The organism is Paraburkholderia dipogonis, assembly GCF_046027395.1.
Classification (GTDB): domain Bacteria; phylum Pseudomonadota; class Gammaproteobacteria; order Burkholderiales; family Burkholderiaceae; genus Paraburkholderia; species Paraburkholderia dipogonis_A.
Map to the genome: position 1 here is coordinate 62,485 of NZ_JAQQEG010000020.1, position 11,931 is coordinate 74,415.

Genomic DNA, 11,931 nt, shown 5'->3' on the forward strand with positions numbered 1-11,931 from the left:
TGGCGTTGCGGCAGGCCATTCTGGTTGTGGGCACATTGTTTTTCGGCCGACAGTCTAGTCGATCATATCGAACAAAGCGTACTTGTGCAATGCAGCATTTTGCGTGCGGCTAGCACGCAAACTGTCATTAAATCATGCTACTGGCGATGTTGCCGCGCCGCTATCCGGGGTTGCAGCAGCATCAAGTTCCGGTTCTCCGGTGCCGTCATGGGGCGGTTGACCGGTCGCCTGCGCCATGGCCTGTTCATGTTTCATCAGGTTCAGGCCGGTGTGCACGAGCGCCACATGCGAAAACGCCTGCGGGAAATTGCCGACGAGGCGCTTCGCAGCCGGATCGTACTCTTCCGCGAGCAAACCGACATCGTTGCACAGCGCGAGCAGCCGTTCGTACATCGCGATCGCTTCGTCGAGGCGGCCTTGCAACGCCAGGTTGTCCACCATCCAGAACGAGCACGCCAGAAACGTGCCTTCCCCCGGCGGTAAGCCGTCGTCGTATTCGGTGGTGCGATAGCGCATCACGAAACCGTCGCGCATCAGGTCCCGCTCGATCGCCGCCACGGTGCCTTTGACGCGCGGATCGTTCGGCGGCAGGAAGGCGACCAGCGGCATCAGCAGCACGCTCGCGTCGAGCTGGTCGGTGCCGTAGCACTGCGAGAACGCGTTGAGCGCGGGATTCCATGCCTTCTCGCAGACTTCCGCGTGGATTTGCGCGCGGGTGGCGCGCCATTCGTCGAGCGGCCCGTCGAGCTTGAACATTTCCGCCGACTTGATGGCGCGGTCGTAGGCGACCCACGCCATCACCTTCGAGAAGGTGAAATGCTGGCGGCCGCCGCGCGTTTCCCAGATGCCTTCGTCGGGTTCCTGCCAGATCGTGTCGAGGTGAGAGAGCAGCGCGCGCTGCACGTTCCACGCGGTGTCGTCTGCCTGCAGGCCGCCGACGCGCGCCAGATGCAGCGCATTCATCACTTCGCCATAGACGTCGAGCTGGCGTTGGCCGACCGCGTTATTGCCGATCCGCACCGGTTTCGCGTCCTGATAGCCCGGCAGCCAGTCGATTTCGAATTCCGGCAAACGGCGCTCGCCCGCAATGCCGTACATGATCTGCAACTGATCCGGCGCACCGGCCATCACGCGGCCGAGCCAGCTTCGCCACGCGCGTGCTTCGTCGTAGTAGCCGCCGCGCATCATCGCGAGCAGCGTGATCGTGGCGTCGCGCAGCCAGCAGTAGCGGTAATCCCAGTTGCGCGTGCCGCCGAGCTGCTCCGGCAGCGAAGTCGTGGGCGCCGCGACGATGCCGCCGGTCGGTTCGTAGGCGAGCGCCTTCAGGGTGATCAGCGAACGGCGGATCGGCTCGGCCCAGCGTCCTTCGACTGTGCTGCGCGCCGACCATTCGAGCCAGTGATTCTCGGTGCGCGCGAGCGACGTGTGCGGATCGCGCGCCGGTGGAATGCGCAGATGCGAGGGCGAGTAGGCGAGGGAGAACGGTACCCGTTCGCCTTCGCTGACGGTGAACTCGGCGACCGTCTTCATGTCTTCGCCACGCAACTCGACCGGCGTGCGCAACACGGCGGTGTCCGGTCCGACGATCGCCTTGATGCCGCTGTCGTGCTTCAGGCGGTCGACCCACGGCACCGAGAAACCGTAATCGAAGCGCAGCACCAATTCCATTTTCATGCGCACCGTGCCGCGTTTGCCGACCACGAGCCGCACCATTTCGGACCAGCCGTTACCCGGCGGCATGAAATCGATCAGCGTGACGGCGCCCTCGGGCGTCTCGAAGTCGGTTTCGAGGATCAGCGTTTCGCCGCGATACCGGCGGGTGACAGTCGGCGGCGTGTCCGAGACCGGCGAGATCAGCCAGCGGCCGTTCTCGGGCGTGCCGAGCAGGGCGGCGAAGCAGGCGCCGGAATCGAAACGCGGCCAGCAGAGCCAGTCGACGGAACCTTCGCGGGAGACGAGCGCGGCCGTGTGGCCGTCGCCGATGAGCGCATAGTCTTCGATGAGTGCGGGCATGGGGAGCGAGTCAGTGTGGCGCGCGGCGAGCGCCGCCGCGCGTGGTGTCGTTGAAGTGTCGTTGCCTTTACCCGACTCGCGCGATGCGCTTTGGTTCATCACGCGACGCAGCAAAACGCGAGTTGGTAATTGTCAAACCACTGCCTACAATCAGATGTCACGCCGACGCCCGGAGCTTTCCGGATTGTGAACCGGCCCCGCCCATGGCGTATACAGACGCCGTTTCCGAGGACCAGAGCTATGCTGAACCCGTCGAAATCCGATTGCATCACGATTCTCTCGGCCGCCAGCGAACTTGCCGACGATTCGATGTTACCGCTCGATTATGGCCGGCTAGGGCTGAGCCGCAACGGCATGCTGGCCGCCGCCGCCTTTCTGGTCGAACGGGCCTGCTTCCGGCGTTATCAGGAAGGCGACGGCCATTATGCCGTCGGCGCGTTGTCGCTGCAGGGACGCTTGCGTCTCGACCAGCTTTCGAACGGCTGACTGACGGCGCTTCGCGCACGCCGGATGCTTGCCGCACCGCACTGAGCGCGCACTGGTCGCACACACGCCGCGCTTCGGGCGAGCGCACACCGCTTCGCCGCGCCGTCCGGTTTTATCGCTTGCCTGGACTTCACGGCCATCGGCGTGTGAAGCTTCGGCACGTCTTATGTCCTGCCTCGATGCGGGGCGCCGCCGGGCCGGCGCGGCGCCCGGTCCGGCGTCCCATGCTTGCGTAACCGCTTGCCGCCGCCGCTCAGAAGTGCGACGACCCCACGCCGAAGATCCCAATGATGCCGATGATGATCAGATAGAGCGCGACGATGTAGTTCAACAGGCGCGGCATGATGAGAATCAGAATACCGGCGATCAACGAAACCAGCGGGCCCAGGCTGAGTGTGACGTTCATGAAGACTCCGTAGTGTGAGACGCGATTGAAAAAACGCCCCGTCAGGCGGGACAATTGCTGCGCATGCTGCCGAATGCCGCCCAGCCGGATGCCGGTCAACGGATTCGCTGCATGATCCGACACAACGCTTTTATACTTCTTTCGATAAGAACAACGCTCGACCGATTGCGCGGCAGACCAGCGACACCATGACAACCGATTCAACCAAATAACCGATGTCCAGGAGGTCATATGCTTCGTCGTCACCGGGCCGCGATGCCTGCCGTTGCAAATTCCCATCTGCCTTCTGCTGCTGATTCCACCTCGTGGCGCGCGGCGCAGCCTGCTCCATCGCGCGCCGCTCGCTCGATAATAAAAGGTTTCGTGCTCATGGTCTCGATTGTTGCTTCGCATGCGTTCGCGCAAGATTCCGGCCCGGCTCCCGCCGACGGCGTTTATGACATGCTGGTCGGCACCTATACCGGCCCAAAGAGCGAAGGCCTGTACGTCTATCGCTTCGACACGAAGACGGGTGAAGCGACGCGCGTCTCGGTCGCGCAGACGGTCAACCCGTCTTATCTCGTGGTGAGCCGCGACCGCCGCTTCGTCTATGCGGTCAACGAAATGCCCGGTGACAACGGCCCGGCCACGCAGCGCGGCGGCATCAGCGCGTTTCGTTTCGACGCCGCGAGCGGCCAGCTGACGTTCCTCAACAAGGTCTCCTCGGACGGCAACGATCCGTGCTATCTGAGCCTGTCGCCGGACGGCAAATATCTACTGACCGCGAACTACTCGGTGGCCGCCGATCCGGGCGGCAGCTTCGCGGTGTTTCCGTTGCAAGCCGACGGTCAGGTCGGCCCGTCGGTGCTCACGGTGCATCACGAAGGCGGCGGTCCGGTGAAGGGCCGTCAGGACAACTCGCACGTTCACTCCACCGTGTTTTCGCTGGACGGCCACTATCTGTTCGCGCAGGATCTCGGCGCGGACAAGCTGTACTCGTACCGCTACACGCCCGACGGCAGCCGCGGCCTGTTCGGCCCCACCGACTGGCGCTACACCCAGGAGAAAGCCGGCACGGGTCCGCGCCATCTGGTGTTCGGCGCGGACGGCAAACACGCGTATCTGACGAGCGAACTGGCCGCCACGGTCAGCACGTTCAATTACAACGACGGCAAGCTCACGCAGGTGCAAACGCTACCCCTCACCGAGCCGGGCTTCAAGGGTGCGGTGGGCGGCTCGGCAATCCATTTGTCGCCGGACGGGCGTTTCCTGTACGCATCCAATCGCGGCGACGCGAACGACATCGTGATCTTTTCGGTTGACCCAACCAACGGGCACCTGAAGAAGATCGGCCATCAATCGAGCATGGGCAAGTCGCCGCGTGAATTCGCGATCGACCCGACCGGCAACTGGCTGATCGTCGGCAATCAGAACAGCGATACCGTGTATGTGTTCAAGCGCGATCAGCAGAGCGGTCTGCTTGAAGCGAATCCGAAGCGTTTCGAACTCGGCTCGCCGGTCGATTTCAAGCTGGTCTCGCCATCGTGAGTGAGGGCGAAGCGCGTGATGTGATGGCGCGCGCTGGATGAAAAAATGGGCCGCTTTTTCAAGCGGCCCATTTTCTTGCGGCGGGTGGTTTTGCCCTGGCGATGACCAGCAATAGTCGCTTATTCCGCCGGCCCGGGCGCCAGCACTTCGCGGCTGCCGTTGATGCCCATAGCCGACACGAGGCCCGCCGTTTCCATCTGTTCGACGAGACGCGCCGCGCGGTTATAACCGATGCGCAACTGCCGCTGCACCGACGAGATCGACGCGCGCCGCGTGCGTACGACGAAGGCGACGGCTTCGTCGTAGAGCGGATCGGCTTCCGCATCTGGCGATTCGCCGAACAGATCCTGTGCCGCGCCGCCATCGGTGGCCGGGCCGTCGAGAATGCCTTCCTCGTACTGCGGCTCGCCGAACTGTTTCAGATACTCGACGATCCGGTGCACTTCCTCGTCGGCGACGAATGCGCCGTGCACCCGTTGCGGATAGCCTGTGCCGGGTGGCAGGAACAGCATGTCGCCCTGGCCGAGCAGCGACTCGGCGCCCATCTGGTCGAGAATCGTGCGCGAGTCGATTTTCGACGATACCTGGAAGGCCACGCGCGTCGGAATGTTCGCCTTGATGAGGCCGGTGATCACGTCCACCGAAGGACGCTGCGTCGCCAGAATCAAATGGATGCCGGCGGCGCGCGCCTTCTGCGCCAGCCGCGCAATCAGCTCTTCGATCTTCTTGCCGGCCACCATCATCAGGTCGGCGAGCTCGTCGATTACGACTACGATCAGCGGCAGTGGCGCGAGCGGTTCGGGCGCTTCCGGCGTCAACGAGAATGGGTTGCCGAGCTTCTTGCCCTTGGCTTCGGTGTCGCGGATTTTCTGGTTGAAGCCGGCCAGATTACGCACGCCGACCGCCGACATCAGACGGTAGCGCTTTTCCATTTCGCCGACACACCAGTTGAGCGCGTTGGCGGCCAGCTTCATATCGGTGACGACCGGCGCGAGCAGATGTGGAATGCCTTCGTAGACCGACAGCTCCAGCATCTTCGGGTCGATCATGATGAGGCGCACTTCTTCGGGCGTCGCCTTGTAGAGCAGCGAGCAGATCATCGCGTTGATCGCCACCGACTTGCCCGAACCGGTCGTGCCGGCGACCAGCATGTGCGGCGCCTTCGCCAGATCGGCGACTACCGGATGGCCGGTGATGTCCTTGCCCATGGCGAGCGTCAACTGCGAATGCGAGTTCTGATAGACGCTGGCTTCGAGGATTTCGGACAGGCGGATCGTCTGACGCTTGGCGTTCGGCAATTCGAGGCCCATGCAAGTCTTGCCGGGAATCGTCTCGACCACGCGGATGGACGTGAGGCCGAGGCCGCGCGACAGGTCCTTCATCAAACCGACGATCTGACTGCCGCGCACGCCGAGCGCCGGCTCGACCTCGAAGCGCGTGATGACCGGCCCGGCCGACGCGCCGACGACGGTGACCGGCACCTTGAATTCCTGTAGACGCTGTTCGATCAGCAGGCCGGTTTCGATAAGCTTTTCTTCGGAGACCGGTTCGACGTCGATGTCCGCGGGCGCGAGCAGGTCGAGCGTGGGCAATTCCACCATCGATGCCGCGGGCGCGCGGAACTCGAAGCCGTTGGCGGGGCTGTGGCCGCGCAGCGGCGGGCGTGATTGGGCGGCGAGTTCGGGAGCTTCGCTGGGCCCTGTGGGCTCCGTGGACGGGGCCGCGGTTGGGTAAGGTGTCGCGAGCGGTGCCGATGTTGCCGGTGCTGGTGGCGCTAGCGGCGGGATGGCGGCTTCGTTCGTACGGTCTTCGATGGCGACGGGTTCGTCGGCGATGACGTCGGATGCCACGGGCGCGGTTTGAACCGCGAAGCCCGGAAAGCGAACCACGTTCGATGCTCGTGGTGTGATGGTTTGCGGCGGTACTGCGGTGGTTACGTTTGCAGCGTGCGCGGCGATTGACGAGCCGGATGCTTCAAGTGCGTGCGAGAGGGCAGGGGAGTCCGACGTTTCCGTTTCGACTGGCACCGCGGATTCACCTTGGCGCGCAATACTCAGCGATGGGGTGACGTCACGTGTCGGCACGGCCGCGCTCGACGCAACGACGCTGCTGACAGCCGGCGCACTCGATGACGTAGCCGCGTGTTGCGCTAGTACCGCATCGAGTTCGGCTTCCCAAGGCGCGAGCGTTTTATCGATCACGAGTTCAGCAACCGGCGCGGGCACGGCGGGTTGCGGTTCGACAAACGGTGCGGCTTCTTCCACGTGTTCGGCGATTGCCGGCGTAATAATCTGCTCGACGACGTTCGGCGCGATGAGTTCTGAATGGTCCGCAGGCTGGCTGAGCGTCTGCGCGATTTCAATGCTCGGGCTTGCGTGGCTGTCGGCGTGAATTGTTGACGCCGTCGAATCGTCTTCGGACGGCGGTTCATCCTCGTGCGATTCGCTTGCCTGCAACTGTGCAGCAAATATCTGGAACGGCGTCGGCGTAGCGACCGGCGGCACATCCTGCGAGGCAGGTGAAGGTGCAGGTGCAGGTGCACTCACCGACGCGCGCTCGACCACCGGAGCCGCCGTCAACGGAGCTTGAATAATCGGCGGCTCGATCGGCCACTGCACGACGGGCTCGAGGCTGACTTCAGGCGGCACTTCGAACGCGGCTTCCATGCGCGGCGCATCGGTCGGCGGTTCTATCGCGTGATCAGCCGCAGCATTGCCGGCAACTCCCAGCGAAGGCACATTCTCATCCGGCGTCAAAGCCGGTTCAACTGCATCCGTCTGCGACACATCCACACTCGACCGCTCAGCCTCGACCGACGGCGCGGCGTTCGGCGCACTCACCACCTTCGCGTTTTCCGTGCCGGTGCTGCGCGCGAGGCTGACACCCGCAATGTCGGTCCAGCGTGCGGCGTTTTCCGCGATGCTGCGAAGCGTCTCCTGGACGCTGGCGGGCGGCGTGACTTTCTGCGTCGCCGGCATCGGCCGCGTGTAGCTGGGCGGCGGACGGCGCGTGGCCGGCGTCGGCATGGCATCGTTCGAGCGCGGGGCAGGCGAGAAAGCTTGCCGGGGCGTCGGCGCGCGACTGACGGAAGCCGCCGGGGCCGCCGTGCCTTGAGCCATTGTCGAAGGGCGACTTGCGCCGGATGTTGCATTTCCTGCGGAACCCGCGGCCGCATGAGAGCCTGCGCCGCCGGACACGGTACGCGCCGTCGCTGTCGTGTGCACCGCCGCTTGAGCCACTTTCGCCGCCGCACCGGCCGCACCCGCCGCAACCGGAGCAGAGGCAGCACCCGCGGCCAAACCCGCGCCGCCCCCCAACGCTCCCACCGGCCGCTGTTCACCCGCCGAGCGACGTCCAACCTGCAATGCGCCATCGCGAGCCGCCGCACCGGACGCACCCGAACCCGCTACCGGCGCAGCCGCGCGCGGCCCGGACTCGCGCAGCCCGGACTCGCGCAACCAGCCAGCTGGCGCGACCGGCTCTGCCGGCATCCATGCCGCTTTGTCCGCTTTAAGTGGCTGCGTCTGCATCGGCACGTGTCGCGGCGGCGTCGTCGCGGCGCCCGTGCGCAGCACCGGCTCAGCCTGTGCCGCCTGGCTGCGCGGCGTGGCCGTGCCCGCGCGCCAGCTCGCCGCAGCGCCACGCGCCGCCGCATCCTTACCCGCTGCGCTCGCCGCGGCGCCAGCCGCAGCCGCGTCGCGTCCACGCGCCGGCGGACGCCAGACCGTCGGGCGCGCATATCGACCATTGGTTTTCGGCGCCATCGTATTGGTGGCCGGCGAAACATGCGTCGGCAAACCATCATCGACGCTGCGATGACGGCGCGCTTCCTCGTCGCGTTTGGCGAGGCCGCGCGACAGGCCGAGGCCGAACGCGCCGTCGGCCCAGGCGGCGAAGTCGCGCCAGCGGAAGTCGATCAGCCACGGCAGACTGATAAAAAGCAGCGCGAGCGCTGCCAGGGGCGTGCCGATATGCCCGAGCAGATGGCCGAATCCCGCGGCCAGCGCATGGCCGAAGCCATTCACGCCGGCCACACCGATCAGCGACGCCTCCAGCGTGCAGCTCGCCACCAGCACGCAGACGAAGCCGAGCCACAGCCGGATCGTGCCGGGGCCGCGCAGACCCGCGCCGCCCGGCAGTGCCGACCTCACGAGACGCCAGAAAAGAGGAATGAACCAGACGGCTGACCCGCCGAACCAGCCGAAAACTACCGTGTGCATACTAGACATCAACGAATGACGGACGCGCAAAAACGCAATCCGTCGAGTTTAAACCGGCGAAGCCCGATGCTTCGAAGGCAGACGCAAGTATGCTTGCGTCAATTGGAAAGCAGACCGGCGCGCGGCCTGCCGTCGGTGAAAAACAACGGCTGTCGGGACAGCCTTCATCCGTCATGCGGACCGTCCCGATCGAGGCGCTCCGCTCCGCAGTCCGGTTCGCTCATCAGCGTGCCTGGGCATCGACCGGGCGGTCCGCGACTCGTTCATTTCGTGCTGCGGTCGAAGGTCAGCGTGTCGCCGTTGTCGAGCACAAGTTGCATCTGCTGCGGTGCGCGCATCTGCACGCCGGTGCGGTCGATGTGTGTGAGCGCGTTCAGATATGCGCCTTCGATCTGTCCGCCCGGCGTCATGCACGCCATGCGCGTGCCGCCCAGCGTGCCGAAGCTCAGCTTGCCGTCTTTCAGCGCATACGAGCCCATATAGCGGTTGCAGCCGGAAAAGCCGCTGGCGTGGCGCTGGCCGGTCGAGGTGGAGAGCGTGAGCGTGATCGGCGCGTCCTGGTCCGCGGCCGGAATCGCGCGCGCCGTGCCGTCGGCCTGTTTCCAGGCGCTCAGCACCCAGCTGGTGTCGTCGAGCAGTTGAGCGGCAGCGGGATTGAATGGATCGGGCGCGGCGGCTGCCGAGTCGGGATGTTTCGGGATCGCGCAGGCGCTCAACAGCGCGGCGACGCTCAACGCGGCGAGGGCGGTGCGCAGATACGGGGTGAAGCGCGCAACACGTCGCGCGGAGGAGCTTTGGAGCATGACGTCGTTCCTCTTCAAACTGGCGAAGGCGTAAGGGTAACGCACTAAGCTCGCCGCACGCGAGAGCAACGGCACGCGAAAGCGCTGATTCGGAGCGCCGCGGCGCCCTTACGCGCCATCGTCGTGCCAGGCCATTGCCCTTCGCGCGGATCATGGTGCGGTCGCCGCGAGCAAGGCGCGGCGAGGGGCCCGCATGTTAACATCGTGTTCTACCCAATCCCACCCTCATCCGACTTTTATCTGGAGACCTCATGCAGATCGGCCAACGGATCGGCACGCCCCTTTCTGAATCCGCCACGCGTGTCATGCTGCTCGGCGCCGGCGAGCTGGGCAAGGAAGTGATCATCGCGCTGCAGCGGCTGGGCGTCGAAGTGATCGCCGTCGACCGTTACCCGAATGCACCGGGCCACCAGGTGGCGCACCGCGCGCACGTGATCGACATGACCGACCGCGCCGCGTTGCGCGCGCTGGTCGAACAGGAGCGGCCGCATCTGATCGTCCCCGAGATCGAAGCGATCGCCACCGACGCGCTCGCCGCCATCGAAAGCGACGGTCTCGCCGAGGTGATCCCGACCGCGCGCGCCACGCAGCTCACCATGAACCGCGAAGGCATCCGCCGCCTCGCCGCTGAAGAACTCGGCTTGCCGACCTCGCCGTACGCGTTCGCCGATTCGCTCGACGAACTGCGCGCGGGCATCGCCCAAGTTGGCTATCCGTGCGTGGTGAAGCCGGTCATGTCGTCGTCGGGCAAGGGGCAGTCGGTGCTCAGAAGCGATGCCGACGTCGAACCCGCATGGCAATACGCGCTGGCCGGCGGCCGCGTGAATCATGGGCGCGTGATCGTCGAAGGCTTTATCGACTTCGAATACGAAATCACCCAGTTGACCGTGCGCGCCATCCACCCGACGAGCGGTCAAGTCAGCACCTATTTCTGCGACCCGATCGGCCACGTGCAGGTGGCGGGCGACTACGTCGAATCATGGCAGCCGCAGCCCATGAGCCCGCTTGCGCTCGAACGGTCGCGCGAGGTCGCGCACAAGGTGACGGCCGCGCTCGGCGGCCGGGGCCTGTTCGGCGTGGAACTTTTCGTGCGCGGCGATGACGTATGGTTTTCGGAAGTGAGTCCGCGTCCGCACGACACGGGTCTCGTCACGCTGTGCTCGCAGCGCTTTTCGGAATTCGAATTGCACGCGCGCGCGATCCTCGGTTTGCCGGTGGATACGTCGCTGCGGGCGCCGGGTGCGTCTGCGGTGATTTACGGCGGTCTCGATGAGGCTGGCATTGCCTTCGAAGGCGTCGCCGCGGCGTTGGCGGTGCCGAACGCGGACTTGCGTTTGTTCGGCAAGCCGGAGAGTTTCGTCAAGCGCCGCATGGGCGTGGCGCTTGCCACCGGCGAAAATACGGACGAAGCGCGCTCGCGTGCGAAGCAGGCCGCGGCAGCGGTGCGGCCGGTGTCGGCGAAGTAAGTGACGGCGCGGCGCAGCGTGAATCGCTATAGCTGAAGCGATTTCGCCGTGAGTCGCCCGACTCGCGCGCCCGGCACCCTCGCCGTGCGCGCAATCTGAATGCTTGGGCTCGTCGAGCTCATCGGAGTAGAGGTACGTATGGCGCTGGAAATCCGCAACACCACGCGGCGCGGTTGGACCGGCCGTCTCGGCGCACTCGGCGTGCTGCTCGCGCTGTGCGCCGGGTTGACGGGGTGCGGCCTCGCGGCTGCGCCGTGCCGGGTCGCATCGGCAGGCTTGAAGATCGTGCCGCTGGTCGGGCACGTCGCCGCCGCGCCGACCGACGCGTGCGCCGACGTGATCGATCCATAATCGATCCGTCATCCGTCTTTTGGCCGCAACTCCAGGCGCAACGTGCGGCGCGTCCCCCGTGTTTGATTGGTAGCAACGATCGAGGCATCTCATGAAGAAATGGCTTGTTGCAGTCACCACGGCGGCGGGTCTCGCGGCGCTATACGGCCAGGCGTGGGCCGCGCCTTTGCAGTTCTCCGAGATTCAGGCCAAAAACCGTCAGACGCACAAATACACCTGCGCGACCGGCAAGATCCTGCATGTCACTTACTGGAACACGGCGAACGGCCAAAGCTTCGCGCTCGTGCCGGTGAAGGGCAAACAACTGCTGTTCGTCAACACGCTGTCGGCGTCCGGCGCGAAATATCAGGCCGGCAGCTACACATGGTGGACCAAGGGGCCGCGCGCCGATCTGTATGACGCGATGGCCGGCGAAAACGCGCCACCCATGCTCTCCGACTGCATCACCATCAATCGCTGAGCGCGATGTGGCGGCATTCTCTACCCATGCCGCCGCTTCCTCTTCCGACCCCTGCCTTGCGGCGCTGCCCGCCAGCGCACACCGTTTCCAGTCGAGTAGTAAGCTGTCCGGCATGGCATTCGCCGCCGTGCTGTCGTGTCATGCCATCAAGCCATGCCGGGCACTGCCGGCGCGGCCGTCGTCGTTTTCGATCGTCCGT

General features: G+C 65.3%; 9 protein-coding genes. 5 read left to right on the forward strand and 4 right to left on the reverse strand.

All coding sequences use genetic code 11. The annotated features are described in order from the left end of the window. Window positions 1–132: 132 nt before the first annotated feature. On the reverse strand, window positions 133–2,013 hold the full coding sequence (locus PQR32_RS21155) for a glycoside hydrolase family 15 protein (protein WP_408231442.1): 1,881 nt from the start codon (window positions 2,011–2,013) through the stop codon (window positions 133–135). 240 nt (window positions 2,014–2,253) lie between these two features. Here PQR32_RS21155 and PQR32_RS21160 point away from each other — a divergent pair, with 240 nt between their 5' ends. Continuing rightward, a complete protein-coding gene (locus PQR32_RS21160; protein ID WP_408221107.1) occupies window positions 2,254–2,499 on the forward strand; it encodes a hypothetical protein in 246 nt (81 codons plus the stop codon). A 253-nt stretch (window positions 2,500–2,752) separates the two neighbouring features. Here PQR32_RS21160 and PQR32_RS21165 read toward each other — a convergent pair whose 3' ends face one another. Next, entirely contained in the window at window positions 2,753–2,905 is a 153-nt protein-coding gene (locus tag PQR32_RS21165) for a DUF3096 domain-containing protein (protein WP_011487411.1), read from the reverse strand. A 231-nt stretch (window positions 2,906–3,136) separates the two neighbouring features. Between PQR32_RS21165 and PQR32_RS21170 the strand changes: the two genes are divergently transcribed. Then, window positions 3,137–4,432 carry a lactonase family protein gene (locus tag PQR32_RS21170; protein ID WP_408231211.1) on the forward strand — a complete coding sequence of 432 codons (1,296 nt, stop codon included), beginning with the start codon at window positions 3,137–3,139 and terminating at the stop codon, window positions 4,430–4,432. Window positions 4,433–4,551: 119 nt separating this feature from the next. On the opposite strand, the gene PQR32_RS21175 is transcribed toward PQR32_RS21170, so the two are convergent. Continuing rightward, window positions 4,552–8,652 (reverse strand): DNA translocase FtsK, encoded by a 4,101-nt coding sequence (locus PQR32_RS21175; protein WP_408231214.1) that lies wholly within the window; start codon window positions 8,650–8,652, stop codon window positions 4,552–4,554. A 263-nt stretch (window positions 8,653–8,915) separates the two neighbouring features. Beyond that, complete coding sequence (locus PQR32_RS21180; RefSeq protein WP_408231217.1) at window positions 8,916–9,455, reverse strand: META domain-containing protein; 540 nt, start codon at window positions 9,453–9,455, stop codon at window positions 8,916–8,918. 251 nt (window positions 9,456–9,706) lie between these two features. On the opposite strand from PQR32_RS21180, the gene purT reads away from it, so the two are divergent. The 3 genes from purT (at window position 9,707) to PQR32_RS21195 (ending at window position 11,732) form a co-directional block, all read left to right on the forward strand. Next, window positions 9,707–10,921 carry a formate-dependent phosphoribosylglycinamide formyltransferase gene (gene purT, locus PQR32_RS21185; RefSeq protein WP_408231220.1) on the forward strand — a complete coding sequence of 405 codons (1,215 nt, stop codon included), beginning with the start codon at window positions 9,707–9,709 and terminating at the stop codon, window positions 10,919–10,921. Between the two features lie 138 nt (window positions 10,922–11,059). Further along, window positions 11,060–11,272: a DUF6726 family protein gene (locus tag PQR32_RS21190; RefSeq protein ID WP_116119374.1), complete on the forward strand. Its 213-nt coding sequence runs from the start codon at window positions 11,060–11,062 to the stop codon at window positions 11,270–11,272. A gap of 91 nt (window positions 11,273–11,363) precedes the next feature. Beyond that, window positions 11,364–11,732, forward strand: a complete 369-nt coding sequence (locus PQR32_RS21195) for an MliC family protein (RefSeq protein ID WP_408231223.1) — start codon at window positions 11,364–11,366, stop codon at window positions 11,730–11,732. Window positions 11,733–11,931: the final 199 nt, after the last annotated feature.